The 12,773-nt window shown below is 49.1% G+C and carries 13 protein-coding genes; 4 read left to right on the top strand and 9 right to left on the bottom strand.

The features are described 5' to 3' along the window. Positions 1 to 15: 15 nt before the first annotated feature. Positions 16 to 597 (top strand): SixA phosphatase family protein, encoded by a 582-nt coding sequence (locus D1627_RS02905; RefSeq protein ID WP_119430697.1) that lies wholly within the window; start codon positions 16 to 18, stop codon positions 595 to 597. A gap of 109 nt (positions 598 to 706) precedes the next feature. After that, positions 707 to 1,981, top strand: a complete 1,275-nt coding sequence (locus D1627_RS02900) for a DUF389 domain-containing protein (protein ID WP_119430696.1) — start codon at positions 707 to 709, stop codon at positions 1,979 to 1,981. Between the two features lie 2 nt (positions 1,982 to 1,983). Here the strand turns inward: D1627_RS02900 and D1627_RS02895 are convergent, their stop codons facing one another. The 4 genes from D1627_RS02895 to D1627_RS02880 all read right to left on the bottom strand — a co-directional run bounded on the left by D1627_RS02895 (position 1,984) and on the right by D1627_RS02880 (position 4,737). Beyond that, positions 1,984 to 2,415: an RDD family protein gene (locus D1627_RS02895; RefSeq protein ID WP_119430695.1), complete on the bottom strand. Its 432-nt coding sequence runs from the start codon at positions 2,413 to 2,415 to the stop codon at positions 1,984 to 1,986. Positions 2,416 to 2,583: 168 nt separating this feature from the next. Continuing rightward, positions 2,584 to 3,462 carry a T9SS type A sorting domain-containing protein gene (locus tag D1627_RS02890; protein ID WP_119430694.1) on the bottom strand — a complete coding sequence of 293 codons (879 nt, stop codon included), beginning with the start codon at positions 3,460 to 3,462 and terminating at the stop codon, positions 2,584 to 2,586. Between the two features lie 73 nt (positions 3,463 to 3,535). Beyond that, positions 3,536 to 4,006 carry an RDD family protein gene (locus D1627_RS02885; RefSeq protein ID WP_119430693.1) on the bottom strand — a complete coding sequence of 157 codons (471 nt, stop codon included), beginning with the start codon at positions 4,004 to 4,006 and terminating at the stop codon, positions 3,536 to 3,538. 107 nt (positions 4,007 to 4,113) lie between these two features. Next, entirely contained in the window at positions 4,114 to 4,737 is a 624-nt protein-coding gene (locus D1627_RS02880; protein WP_119430692.1) for a MarC family protein, read from the bottom strand. 225 nt (positions 4,738 to 4,962) lie between these two features. Between D1627_RS02880 and D1627_RS02875 the strand changes: the two genes are divergently transcribed. Both D1627_RS02875 and purE read left to right on the top strand, forming a co-directional pair. Next, on the top strand, positions 4,963 to 6,093 hold the full coding sequence (locus D1627_RS02875) for a 5-(carboxyamino)imidazole ribonucleotide synthase (protein ID WP_119430691.1): 1,131 nt from the start codon (positions 4,963 to 4,965) through the stop codon (positions 6,091 to 6,093). Position 6,094: 1 nt separating this feature from the next. Beyond that, positions 6,095 to 6,625 carry a 5-(carboxyamino)imidazole ribonucleotide mutase gene (gene purE / locus D1627_RS02870; protein WP_119430690.1) on the top strand — a complete coding sequence of 177 codons (531 nt, stop codon included), beginning with the start codon at positions 6,095 to 6,097 and terminating at the stop codon, positions 6,623 to 6,625. 187 nt (positions 6,626 to 6,812) lie between these two features. Here the strand turns inward: purE and D1627_RS02865 are convergent, their stop codons facing one another. From D1627_RS02865 to D1627_RS02845, 5 genes are all read right to left on the bottom strand, one after another. Next, positions 6,813 to 7,379 (bottom strand): hypothetical protein, encoded by a 567-nt coding sequence (locus D1627_RS02865; protein ID WP_119430689.1) that lies wholly within the window; start codon positions 7,377 to 7,379, stop codon positions 6,813 to 6,815. A 107-nt stretch (positions 7,380 to 7,486) separates the two neighbouring features. Then, on the bottom strand, positions 7,487 to 9,409 hold the full coding sequence (gene dnaK / locus D1627_RS02860; protein WP_119430688.1) for a molecular chaperone DnaK: 1,923 nt from the start codon (positions 9,407 to 9,409) through the stop codon (positions 7,487 to 7,489). Positions 9,410 to 9,900: 491 nt separating this feature from the next. After that, positions 9,901 to 10,491, bottom strand: a complete 591-nt coding sequence (locus D1627_RS02855) for a hypothetical protein (protein WP_119430687.1) — start codon at positions 10,489 to 10,491, stop codon at positions 9,901 to 9,903. A gap of 95 nt (positions 10,492 to 10,586) precedes the next feature. After that, the gene (locus tag D1627_RS02850) at positions 10,587 to 11,105 is read right to left on the bottom strand and encodes a hypothetical protein (RefSeq protein WP_119430686.1); all 519 of its coding nucleotides are present in this window, start codon (positions 11,103 to 11,105) and stop codon (positions 10,587 to 10,589) included. A gap of 193 nt (positions 11,106 to 11,298) precedes the next feature. Next, entirely contained in the window at positions 11,299 to 12,660 is a 1,362-nt protein-coding gene (locus D1627_RS02845; protein ID WP_119430685.1) for a dihydrolipoamide acetyltransferase family protein, read from the bottom strand. Positions 12,661 to 12,773: the final 113 nt, after the last annotated feature.

Below are 12,773 nucleotides of genomic sequence, written 5' to 3'. Positions count from 1 at the left end.
TAAATCTATTCTTTTATGAAGAAACTGTTACTACAAAATGTTTGGCTGCTTCTGCTGACGTTGGCCACTGTTGCCTGCCGCCAGTCGCCGCAGAGCCTAGACTCTAGAGTAGAAGGCCAAAACTTTGCGAATAATAAAGCATTGCCCACTACTGTATACCTGGTGCGCCATGCCGAAAAAGACATCTCAGACCCAGGAAACGAAGACCCAGGCTTAACACCGGAAGGGCAGACCAGGGCAGAGGCGCTTCGGAACCTGCTACAGGGCCAGCAGATAGGTGCCTTATATGCCACAAAGTATACCCGTACTAAGAACACAGTGCAACCGCTTGCGGAGGCAAGAAAGCTGGAGGTGCAACTCTACGAGGCACACGATTTTGCAGGCATAAAGGATACCATCCTGAAAGAGAATGCGGGGCAAACAGTAGTTGTTTCGGGCCACTCAAACACTATTTTGCCGATTATTGAAGCGTTAGGAGCCAAAAGACCAGTGCCAGACATTACCGATATGGAGTATGATTACATCTTTAAAGTAACAATAACCCCGGACGGCTCCGCCAGCGTGGCCACCGACCATTACGGCACCGCCAGCCGCTAGTCAGGCTATCCCATAAAAAAGCCCGTGCTGTATAATATAGTACGGGCTTTTTTATAGGATAATACCCAAAGCAATCGTATGCGTACGTAGTAGACAAAAAACACGAATCATGCGCAAACTAACTATAAAGGTAAAAAAGGGAGAAGGGGAAGAAGTAAGAAGCATTGCTGACGGACATCAAGGCCAAAACATTTCGGTGCAGCCCTTGGCAAACGGTGAGCTGGTGACGGTGTACCTAAGTAACGTACAGGTCAACGATTTCATAAAGGATATAGCACACTATGAAGATGCTGAAATAAACCTGATCCCGCGCGGTGTAATTTCCCTCTACCCGCCGCAGAACGAAGCGCCCGATCAAGTCGCCGACGTAACCAACCGCAGCCCTTTCGAGATTTATTTAGGCGGTTTGCAGAGTGTGGGCTCTAAAGTTGGGCTACTGAGTTACTCAGCTGTTGGGGCTATACTTGTTTGGGTTGGCTTTTATACCAATACCAGTTACCTGCTGGTAGCTGCCATGCTGGTGTCGCCGTTTGCGGGCCCGGCTATGAATGCTGCCCTCGGGGCTGCCGCTGGTAAAATGGGGTTGCTTAAGCAAAGCCTGCTGCGCTATTTTATGGCCATTGGCATGGCCATACTAGTGGGGGTTATACTTACTTTTATCATGCAGCAGCAACATGCCACACCCATGATGGTAAGCGTGAGCCATATTTCGGAGGTTACCTTTCTGTTACCGCTTGCCGCTGGCATTGCGGGTGGCATTAACCTGATACAGTCAGAGCGGGATAATTTGGTAGCTGGCGCTGCGGTTGGCATGCTAGTGGCGGCATCGCTGGCTCCACCAACGGGGCTAATTGGCATTGGCTTGGTAATAAATAACTGGCAGTTGGTGCAAAGCGGTGTTTTCCTGCTGATTTTCCAGTTGGTCGTTATTCAGTTTGTAGCTGCGTTGGTATTCAGGTTTATGGGTAATGTAACTATAAAGGGCGCGAAGTTTACGGATGGGCGCGAAGCAGTATTTAAAGGCTCGCTGCTTACCTCAGCCATCGTTATTGCCGGCATGCTTTACTGGCAGTTTGCCAGCCAGCCATCGCTGCAAAAGTCTAGCCTCAACACAAAAATCACAGAGGTGATGCGCACAGAGCTTAGCAAACTAAAAGGCATAGAAACAATAGAGGTAAATGCCCGGTTCACGCGCGGCACACTGCCCGACCTAAACCCGGTTATATGTGAGCTTTACCTGTACAACCGCAATAAGGCACTTACCGATGAACAGGTTAAAACGGTGGTAAAAGATGTGCTGACTAAACGCATAAGGGCTCAGGAGTGGAACGCCGACCCGATGTTTAACATCACCATATTGGACTACGATAAGGAGGTTAACTAACCCTATTGCGCTACCACCTGCGAGCCAGCCAACCTATCATGGAATGTATGTCGGGTGTCGTAAGGTGAGTTTACCAGAAAGCGAAATATAACCAACAGCACTGTAGCGGGGCGTGCAAAAAAGCGTATAGTGGCAGCCTTAAACGTGAGGCGTTTGCCGTAGGCGTCGGTTACGCGCAGGTGCAGGATATGCTTGCCAAATGTGCCCTGGCAGGCGCAGGTTTCGGTGCCCGCAAAGTATAGCCAGGCCAAAAGCAGGTGTATGAGCCGCTCGGGTTTCAGGAGCAGAGCCTGGTCATCGCTACTGAACGTAAAGTAATCAGTGATGCCTACCAAGGTAAGCAATAGCAATACATCCAGCGAAAAGGCTACGACGCGTGTGCCCAAGCTTGCCAGTTTTATACTTTCATTACTTTTTGTAAAAGTAGCATCCATAAGGATAAATGATGTTATGCCTTTTTATACTTAAAGGCCTAGGCTTAGTTGTCTTTAAACCATTAATTTATGTATTATTTGGTACTAAATGAATATCTATAAAAGCAAAAAGCTCCTGCAGTGTTAAGGCAGGAGCTTTTTTTAAAGCTAATTATGGGTTTTGCAGGCTTATTTTTTAATTATGCGCTTTGTTTCGGAATTGCCCGGCGTTTCGATGCGGTAATAGTATACGCCGCTCGCCAAATTACTTAAATCTGCTTCTAACTGATGGCTGCCTTTTGCGCGTGTCTCATTTAGCAACGTGCGCAAAGTATTGCCGTTAGCATCCAGCAGCGTGATTTTTACATTGCCTTGTTTTGCGACAGTATAAGCAAGGCTGGCAGTGCCGGTGCTTGGGTTAGGGTAAACCATTGTCTCAGTCTTTTCGCTAGCGCCGTCCTGAGTGGCATCCCAAAGTATAAAGCGGGCCGGGCGAAGCAGGCTATGGTAGGCCTGGTGGTGCTTACGGCGTGCGTGCGGCTTATGCTTTTTGCCGCCAGGCTTCTCGGCCTTTGGCGCCTCAGAGGCATTGTTATGTTTCTCTGATATAGCTTTTAAGTCTGCGGCCCATGTGGCTTTTTCGTCAGCAAGGCCATCTCTTATAGCTAATAGTTGCGTGTCATACTTGTTGGCAAGAGTTTGGGCCGCTTCCATAATCTGCTTTTTCTGTTCGCGCAGCACCTTTAACTTAGATTTTTGCGCATCGGTTAGTGGAGTTCTTGGTTCGCCCTTTTCAGGTTTCTGAAAGATAGCTTTTTGGGTAGTATGCAACTCCTCTAACTGTTTACGTAAGGCCTCAACCTGTTGCTTGTCGGCTGCAGAAAGCTGCTTGTCAAACTCCAGGCGTTGCTGGCGCAGCACCGGAAGTACATTTTCCTGTGTATAAGCTTGCATTTCTTTTCGGAGCTCGGAATTATCGCTTCCGCCCCGTTGGGCAAAAGCCGTAAGCGCAAGCATAGCGCCGCAAACCAGGCAGCATGCAAAGGCTAGGTTTCTTAGTATTTTCATGGGCTTTGTAGATTAAGATACACCTTTTGGACCAAATGCCAGTGCAAGGGTTTAATCTACTGCAGCCAGAAGCCTAGCTGTTGTGCTTACCCGGGTGCTGCAGCACCAGTGTGTCTGCAATTTTATCGTGCAGGGCTTGGCGGCGCGCCGTGAAAGCGGCCATAATGTAACCGATCAGCAGAATGAGCCCCGAGAGCATTTTGCCAAAGTACCGGCCAGTGGCGCGCGCAAAAGTAATGCGGTAGCCATTGGTATCAGTTATAAAAATGCCGAGAATCTGCTTGCCTAGCGTGGCCTGTTTTGCAGAGCTCTCCAAGCCCGCATAGTATAGCCAACCCAGAAAAGCACTAATTCCATTCATTTTCAGGCGATTCTCAATATCATCCAGGTCAGGTGCTAAAGGTAAGCCAAGTATAGAAAGCATGATAGCCACAGCCACCGATATGATCAGGGCATCAATAAAAAGGGCTGCCATACGGGTCCAGAAACTGGCGTAAGAAAGGGTAAGCGGGGTGTTCTCTTCGTCGTGCGTGTAAAGCTGCATGGTTGTTTAAAATTCCTGAGGGCGATGATACTACATCCAACCCGTACCTGCAACAAAAAAAGCTACCTATAGTTAGCCGTAACAAGTATAAAGCTGCCGAAAAAGCACTATTGCTCCGTGAAAAATAAAGCCGTAAGCGCCGACACGATAAAGTTTACGCCAATGGAAAGCACGATAAAGCCCATGATCCGGGACAAGGCCGCCAGACCACCCTTACCCATAAAGCGCGTCAGCTGAAACGAAAACCGCAGGATGATGTATGACACGCCGGCCAGCAGGAAAATCCCGATCAGGATCATGGTCATATCGAAGTATGAAAGCGAGGTAGTGAACAAACCAATACTCACCGCAATGGCACCTGGCCCTGAAAGCATAGGCATGGCCAGCGGCGTAAACGAAATGTCGTCTTTTTGCTGGCCTTCCTCTACCACATCCGGCGAAATTTTCTTTTTACTGGCACCCGGTGTTAAGAGCTCGAAACCGGCACGCATGATCATGAGGCCGCCGGCAATACGCAGGTCGTGGATGCGGATGCCAAAGAAGTTAAGCACGTACTGGCCAGCCAGAAAAAACACCGCCAGAATACCTACCATGTACAAACAGGCCTTCAACGCCTGATGATTTCTATAGGCCGGACTGTCATCCTGGGTCAGGGTGAGGAACACGGGCATGGCCCCAAACGGGTTAACCACAGAGAACAAGGCAGAAAAAGTAGCAAGTATGATTTCCATAGAGGGAATTTGCAGATCAAGTTAATCTCTAAATATAGCCCTTTGCTGATCTAATACAAAGTATAAAGTATACATAAAAGTGCTGTGCTACTGCAGCTGACTGTGCATAAGGCGCTAACACTAGCTCTGTAAAGTATAAAAAGTATGACTTCTTCCGAGTTTTGTCTTCGGTCTCCATACATATTCCTTATTTTTGAGGAGATCAACCAAAAACCGTTACACTACATGAAAGGAGAAGTAAAGCTAGGCATACTTGGCGGCGGGCAACTGGGCCGTATGCTCATGCAGGCCGGTCTCGATTTTAACATCTATACCCTGGTGCTGGACCCCGACGAGAACGCACCCTGCAAAGATATCTGCAACGAGTTTTACGTGGGCAGTTTCCGTGATTTTGACACCGTGTATGAGTTCGGCAAGAACTGCGATATCCTGACGATTGAAATTGAGCACGTTAACGCCGATGCGCTGGAAAAGCTGGAGCAGGAGGGCGTGAAAGTATACCCTGACGCCAAAACCGTGCGCACCATTCAGGACAAGGGCCTGCAGAAAGAGTTTTACCGCCAGCACAACATCCCAACCTCCGATTTTATACTTCTTAACGATAAGCAGGAGCTGCAGCAACATGCTGCTTTTCTGCCTGCCTTCCAGAAGCTGCGCCGCGAGGGCTATGATGGCCGTGGCGTAACGCGTTTAGCCAGCGAAACCGATTTCGGAAAAGCGTTTGAGGAGCCGACTGTGCTGGAGAAACTCGTGGATTTTGAGAAGGAGATTTCCGTGATTGTGGCCCGAAATGCCAACGGCGAGGTAACCGCTTTCCCGGTAGTGGAGCTTAGCTTCCATCCGGAGCACAACCTCGTGGATTCGCTTTTTGCGCCAGCCAACGTGCCGTACAAACTGCAGCGCCACGCCATAGAGATTGCAACCCGCGTGATAGAGAGCTTTGGCATGGTGGGCATACTTGCCGTAGAGATGTTCCTAACCAAGGATGGGCAGATCCTAGTGAACGAGGTGGCACCGCGTCCGCATAACTCCGGGCACCACACCATCAAGGCAAACTATACCTCGCAGTACGAGCAGCACCTGCGCGCCATCCTCAACCTGCCGCTGGGCGCCACCGATATTCAGAGTGCAGCGGTGATGCTGAACCTGCTGGGCGAGCCCGGCTACGATGGGGAGGCAAGCTACGAAGGACTGCAGGAGGCACTGGCCGTTCCGGGTGTGTACATCCATCTGTATGGTAAAAAATACACAAGGCCTGCCCGCAAAATGGGGCACATCACTGTGCTCGGTGAGAGTATTGAGGAAGCGCAGCAGCGTGCCGATCAAATTAAAAATGTCATCAAAGTAAAAGCATAATATGGCCGAAGAGACCACAAACACCCAACAGCCGCTGGTAGGCATTATTATGGGCAGCCAGTCTGACCTGCGCGTAATGGATGCCGCCGCCGAGATACTTGAAACCCTTGGCGTATCTTTCGAGCTGACCATTGTATCGGCGCACCGCACGCCGCACCGCATGCTAGAGTATGCCGAAAATGCCCGCAAACGCGGCCTGAAAGTAATTATTGCCGGAGCCGGAGGTGCAGCGCATTTGCCGGGCATGGTAGCCTCGCTTACCACATTGCCTGTTATCGGCGTGCCGGTTAAGTCTTCCAACTCTATTGATGGCTGGGATTCGGTGCTGTCTATCCTGCAAATGCCGGGTGGCATACCTGTAGCCACTGTTGCCCTGGATGGCGCCCTGAACGCCGGTATACTTGCCGCCGAGATCATCGGTACCAACAATGCAGCCGTAGCCGACAAGCTGGAAAAGTATAAGATCAGCCTAAATGATAAGGTGATGCGCTCTGTGGAAGAGCTGAAAAGAGGAGATCGGGACTTGGATTAAGTATGAAAATGAAACCAAAAGGCCGGTGCAAGACCGGCCTTTTGGTTTATAGCTCTCTAGAAATAAAAGCTTGCGCCAATTCGCGAGCTTGCCAAGCTAAAATCAATATTAAAAGTCTTCGGCAACTCTTCTCCTTCAGGAAGCCTGCTGTCGCCTAATCCGTGATCATACTTCATAACATTCGTTTTTAGTTCAATTCCGAAACGCGGTTTGATAAAGTACACAATCCCTGGGATACGATGGCGCGAGCCGCTTTAGCTTTAAATGAGCTGTAATCTTTTGCTATGGAACCGTTAGTAGAAACGAAATTTCCACCAAGATAACCGGAAGATGCGGAAGCACTTTTTGACTCCGAAGACTCCCAATACACACCAGTCTGCGCTTCTCCAAATAACGATATCTTATTATGTAAAGGATAGTAATAACGTGCCTGTGGCCCAATAAACCAGGATTTAAACTGTGCTTCGGAAGAAGACCTGTAGCTGCTGTATCCAGACCCGCTTGATAGAATTGCCCCTTGATTAGATTCTGAGGTAGAAATAGTATGCTCTGTAGTTAAACCAAGCGACCAACTATGGTTGAGCTGATAGTTAATACTACCACCAAGCTTTAAGGACTTGGCTTTACTGGATTTATTTTCCTTATGGATAGTTGCACCACCGCTGGCAGTTACAAAAAATGTCCTTTCTTGGACCTGTGCTTTAGCCTGCACAAGTATGAATGTGCAGCCAATTAGTAGTATAAGTCGTTTCATAGCAGTAAAAAATTTAGTTACAGCTATATTATGGCAATAACATATTAAAACAAAAAATCCCTGTCGGATACCGACAGGGATTTTTTTATGGTTTGAGTGTTGGATGCTTATTTGTTGCCGTCTACTTCTTCGTAGTCAACATCAGTTACACCGCCGTCGGCTGCGCCTTGCTCAGCACCTGGCTGGCCTTGCTGGCCGTCGCCGCCTGGGGCACCCTGGCCTTGTGTAGCGGCATACATTTCCTGAGAGGCTGCGCTCCAAGCATTGTTAAGGTTCTCGATAGCTACATCGATACCGGCCACATCTTTCGCTTCGTGTGCTTTTTTCAGCTCAGCCAGCGCGTTCTCGATGTTCGACTTGTTGCCAGCAGACAACTTATCGCCGTACTCTTTCAGCTGCTTCTCGGTCTGGAAGATCATAGAGTCGGCTGTGTTCAGCTTCTCAATCTCCTCTTTTGCCTTCTTGTCAGCTTCGGCGTTGGCTTCTGCCTCCTTACGCATCTTCTCGATTTCCTCATCACTCAGGCCGGAAGAAGCCTCGATGCGGATTTTCTGCTCCTTGCCGGTTGCCTTATCCTTGGCAGTTACGTGCAGGATACCGTTGGCATCAATATCGAAAATTACTTCGATCTGCGGAACACCACGTGGCGCTGGCGGAATGTCTGACAAGTGGAAACGACCAATGGTACGGTTATCCTTTGCCATTGGGCGCTCACCCTGCAGTACGTGGATCTCAACCGATGGCTGGTTATCCGAAGCAGTAGAGAACGTCTCAGATTTCTTGGTAGGGATAGTTGTGTTCGACTCGATCAGTTTGGTGAACACACCGCCCATTGTTTCGATACCCAGTGAAAGTGGCGTTACGTCCAGGAGGAGTACGTCTTTTACCTCACCGGTTAATACACCACCCTGGATAGCGGCACCGATGGCAACCACCTCATCCGGGTTAACGCCTTTAGAAGGCTTCTTGCCGAAGAACTTCTCAACCTCTTCCTGCACCTTCGGGATACGGGTAGAACCACCTACCAGAATCACTTCATCGATATCAGAAGTAGAAAGGCCGGCATCTTTCAGGGCCTGCTTGCATGGCTCCATAGAGCGACGGATCAAGTCATCAGAAAGCTGCTCGAATTTTGCGCGCGTCAGTTTACGTACCAAGTGCTTCGGAACGCCATCAACCGGCATAATGTATGGCAGGTTAATTTCGGTTTCCTGCGAAGAAGAAAGCTCGATTTTGGCTTTCTCTGCTGCTTCCTTCAAACGCTGAAGCGCCATTGGGTCTTTGCGCAGGTCTAAGCCTTCGTCGTTTTTGAACTCATCAGCCAACCAGTTAATAATCACCTGGTCAAAGTCGTCACCACCAAGGTGCGTGTCACCGTTAGTAGAAAGTACCTCAAATACGCCGTCGCCAAGCTCCAGGATAGAGATATCAAATGTACCACCACCAAGGTCAAATACCGCAATTTTCTGGTCGATGCTCTTTTTATCCAGGCCGTAAGCAAGCGCTGCCGCTGTTGGCTCGTTAATGATACGCTTTACCTCAAGGCCTGCAATCTGGCCGGCTTCTTTAGTAGCCTGGCGCTGAGCATCGTTAAAGTATGCCGGTACGGTAATAACCGCTTCAGTTACAGTTGTGCCCAAGTACTCTTCTGCTGTAGCCTTCATTTTCTGAAGCACCATGGCAGAAATTTCCTGTGGCGTGTACTCGCGGTCGCCGATCTGAACGCGCACAGTGTTGTTGCTGCCTTGCTGTACTTTGTAAGATACCTGCTTTGCTTCTTCGCTTACCTCGTTGTAGCTGTGGCCCATGAAGCGCTTGATAGAAGCGATAGTGTTTTGCGGGTTAGTGATTGCCTGGCGTTTGGCAGGATCACCTACTTTGCGTTCGCCGTTTCCGTTATCCAAAAAAGCTACGATAGACGGAGTAGTGCGGCGGCCTTCGCTGTTAGGTATAACAACTGGCTCGTTACCTTCCATTACGGCAACGCAAGAGTTTGTAGTACCTAAGTCAATGCCTATTATTTTTCCCATTCTATAGTTTTATTTATAGTTGCTGATTTAATTTCTTTTTTATGGTTACTACTCAGTTAACAAGCCATGTGCCAATGGAGAATTAGCCAATGTTTTATGTCATTCTGTCAGAATAATGTCGCGCAGCCATAGGTGTTGGCCGACTTGCCCAAACAGACCTGACGGCACTGCGACATAATTACTGAAGTATACTCTGCGGCGGCAGAACGCTCTAGATTTTTAAGGCACGTGCAACATGGCTGATAAAACATGCTTCGGAAAAAAACCACTTAAAGGGAGGATAGCTGATGCATGACCTCTAAAAAACAGTGCATCAGCTAAAAGGAATGATAATGTATGTTGCAACCCATGTGCTGCTGGCTAATGGCTTCGCCATGCCAACCAATAATCAGGAGTTCAAGCTTTAATGGTATTAGAAAGATATTCCGGTACGGATTGTGGACACAACTAACCCCTCGGATAGCCCACCGAAGAGCCACTGAGTATCACTGCTACAAACTTAAGCTCAGCTGTTTTGCTTCGTTTTTATACTTAGCCAGTATGTCAGTCAGGCCTTCTTTAGGCGAAGTATAACTTACTTCAACTTGCTTCTCGCCGAGGGTATATGCGAGCAGGCCTTGCTCAGCCTCTGTCAGGTAATGCAGTTTATGCTGCGCATCATCCGTGGAAACGAAGTATGTCCGGAAAGTGAAAGTATTCTGAACGCGGTGCTGAGTAGGAGGGCGGTTCTCGAGGTAGCGCTGCGTAACTACTGTGTCCAGGGCAATTATACTTTCTACCTGCACCACGCGCCGGATCTGGCCTTCACTAAATGTCCACTGCTGGATCTGGTGCGGCCCTTGCTGCTGCGTGTTATGGGTTGTACGGCTCAAATCAAGGTTAGCCACTAATGCAAAAAGCTGCAAATCGTTGGCGATACTTTTCACTGATGGTTGGTCGGTGCTGTTATCGCTGATAAAGTAACTGTTGCGTTGCTGTAACCGGCTCAGGTCTTTTTGCAGATCTTGCTTGAGTTGAAGGGCAGTGTTATCGGCCTGCAGCAAAGAGAAGAGCAAAGGAATAAGTATGTTCAGAATAGCCATAGCGTGTTAGGTTTATGCGTTATATATTGCTGTTCCTTCTCAAAATATGTGCCTGATACTTACATTGGCTTACAGCGCTTCTTCCTGAATCGATTTTATAAGGCAGAACTATCAATCACTTTCCAGGTGATGTTGCCGTCGCGCACGTCATACTTCAGGAGCAAGTAGCCGCCGTTGTGGCCGTCCTCATAATAAGCCATGGCATAGCGGTCGTTCAGGATGCGGCTGTCGCGGATGGCCATGGTGCCCCCCAGTGTGCCAGTTGCAGGTATAAGTTTGGTTTGCTTGCGATGTAGGTCATTCATGAGGTCGGTTTCCGGGTTTTGGAGCCCTTTGCGCTTCAGGCGCTGCACATCGCCCTGGCTCAGGCTCCCCAGCTCATCCACAAAAGCGGCCCCTCCGGGCGGCACTAAATCCATCGTATCGGGAGGAAGCATCATTTCCTGCCCGGCTGAGTCGCTGGCTTCTGCCTGCTTCTTCAACTCCTTGTCTATCGCGGCTACCTGGTTATCGGCAATCTGTAGCCGATTTTCGGCTTCGTGTTGCTGCCAGTAAAAGTAAAAGGCCAGAAACAGAAACACAGCGGCTAAAATCCAGGGAAGTATATTTTTCATTGTTGCTTTAGTAGAATGATGTCAGAATACAGATCAGTAGTATAGTAATTCGCCAATTTATACTTTGACTGCGGCAAAAGGTGCAGCTTTTCTTAAAAAAATTTACATAATAAAGCCTGCTCCGGTTAAGAAGCAGGCTTTACACTTATACATAAGAACAAAGCACCTTTTTGTAAAGGATGCTTCGTCTAAATTAAATCGTCTGGTTCACGTCAAAGTTCTCCAGGTAATCGGCCACGCGGCGCACGAACATGCCACCCAGCGAGCCATCCACTACGCGGTGGTCATAGGAGTGCGACAGGTACATGAAGTGACGAATACCGATCAGGTCGCCTTCCGGTGTCTCGATCACGGCAGGCTTCTTCTTGATCGCGCCCACAGCCATAATGGCAACCTGCGGCTGCATGATGATTGGGGTACCCATTACGTTGCCAAAAGAACCCACGTTAGACACCGTGTAAGTGCCGCCTGCCAGGTCATCTGGTGTCAGTTTGTTGTTACGGCCACGGTTTGCCAGGTCATTCACCTTCTTGGTCAGGCCGTTCAGGTTAAGCTGGTCAGCGTTTTTGATATTCGGAACGATCAGGTTACCGCTTGGCAGGGCCACAGCCATACCAATGTTAATGTCTTTGTGGCGGATAATGGTGCCACCATCCACTGACACGTTGATCATCGGGTAATCTTTGATCGCCTTGGCAATGGCATCGATAAAGATCGGCGTAAAGGTCAGGTTCTCGCCTTCGCGCTTCTTATACTCGTTTTTCCATTTGTTTCTCCAGTTAACCAGGTTGGTTACATCGGCTTCCACAAAAGAGGTAACGTGCGGAGAAATGCGCTTGCTGTCCACCATGCGGTCGGCAATCATTTTGCGCATACGGTCCATCTCGATCAGCTCTACGTTTCCGCCGTAAGAAGCCGCTGGTTTTACGGCAGGAGGTGCAGCTTGAGGCTTAGGTTGTGCCGCAGGAGCAGCTGCTGGTTGCGCTGGAGCAGCGGCAGGTGCCTGTGTTGGGGCAGCCTGTTGCTGTGGCGCATTCTGGCGGTTCTCCACATACGTCATGATATCTTTCTTAGACACACGACCTTCTTTACCTGTACCCGGAACAAACTCTAACTCTTGCATCGAGATGCCTTCCTCGCGGGCAATGTTTAATACTAGCGGAGAGTAGAAACGGCCAGAGGCAGGTTGGTCCAGCTTGGCAAACGCCTCGCTCGGGGCAGAAGCTGCAGCGGTTTGCTGAGGTGCTGCCTCAGGTGCCGGTGTGGCAGGAGTTTCTGAAGAAGCAGGAGCCGCGGCCGAGCCAGTGTCTTCCCCATCAGTAGAGATCACTGCGATTGGAGCGCCAACGGCTACCACATCACCTTCCTGTACCAGAATTTCCTTCAGTACGCCACCTTGCAAGGCAGGTACCTCTGTGTCCACTTTATCTGTAGCTACTTCCAGCACCGACTCATCCTGCTCAATGGTGTCACCCACGTTTTTGAGCCATTTCAGAACGGTACCTTCCATGATACTCTCGCCCATTTTGGGCATTACCATTTCTACAAGTGCCATATATATCGTTATTCGTTTTTAGAGACGTAAGATTTCAGACTCAAGACACAAACCAAGGTTATGAATGAAACGAAAAGAACAGATGCTGCCTTTGTCTTAAAACAAGTCTTGCG

Source organism: Pontibacter oryzae (genome assembly GCF_003576375.1).
Taxonomy (GTDB): Bacteria; Bacteroidota; Bacteroidia; order Cytophagales; family Hymenobacteraceae; genus Pontibacter; species Pontibacter oryzae.
Note: the sequence above shows the minus strand (reverse complement) of the source record. Positions and strands in the feature narration are given on the sequence as shown.

Bases quoted from the DNA above. Each gene is read 5' to 3' on its own strand.
- D1627_RS02905 (WP_119430697.1), top strand. From the start codon at position 16: ATGAAGAAACTGTTACTACAAAATGTTTGGCTGCTTCTGCTGACGTTG.
- D1627_RS02900 (WP_119430696.1), top strand. From the start codon at position 707: ATGCGCAAACTAACTATAAAGGTAAAAAAGGGAGAAGGGGAAGAAGTA.
- D1627_RS02895 (WP_119430695.1), bottom strand. From the start codon at position 2,415: ATGGATGCTACTTTTACAAAAAGTAATGAAAGTATAAAACTGGCAAGC.
- D1627_RS02890 (WP_119430694.1), bottom strand. From the start codon at position 3,462: ATGAAAATACTAAGAAACCTAGCCTTTGCATGCTGCCTGGTTTGCGGC.
- D1627_RS02885 (WP_119430693.1), bottom strand. From the start codon at position 4,006: ATGCAGCTTTACACGCACGACGAAGAGAACACCCCGCTTACCCTTTCT.
- D1627_RS02880 (WP_119430692.1), bottom strand. From the start codon at position 4,737: ATGGAAATCATACTTGCTACTTTTTCTGCCTTGTTCTCTGTGGTTAAC.
- D1627_RS02875 (WP_119430691.1), top strand. From the start codon at position 4,963: ATGAAAGGAGAAGTAAAGCTAGGCATACTTGGCGGCGGGCAACTGGGC.
- purE (WP_119430690.1), top strand. From the start codon at position 6,095: ATGGCCGAAGAGACCACAAACACCCAACAGCCGCTGGTAGGCATTATT.
- D1627_RS02865 (WP_119430689.1), bottom strand. From the start codon at position 7,379: ATGAAACGACTTATACTACTAATTGGCTGCACATTCATACTTGTGCAG.
- dnaK (WP_119430688.1), bottom strand. From the start codon at position 9,409: ATGGGAAAAATAATAGGCATTGACTTAGGTACTACAAACTCTTGCGTT.
- D1627_RS02855 (WP_119430687.1), bottom strand. From the start codon at position 10,491: ATGGCTATTCTGAACATACTTATTCCTTTGCTCTTCTCTTTGCTGCAG.
- D1627_RS02850 (WP_119430686.1), bottom strand. From the start codon at position 11,105: ATGAAAAATATACTTCCCTGGATTTTAGCCGCTGTGTTTCTGTTTCTG.
- D1627_RS02845 (WP_119430685.1), bottom strand. From the start codon at position 12,660: ATGGCACTTGTAGAAATGGTAATGCCCAAAATGGGCGAGAGTATCATG.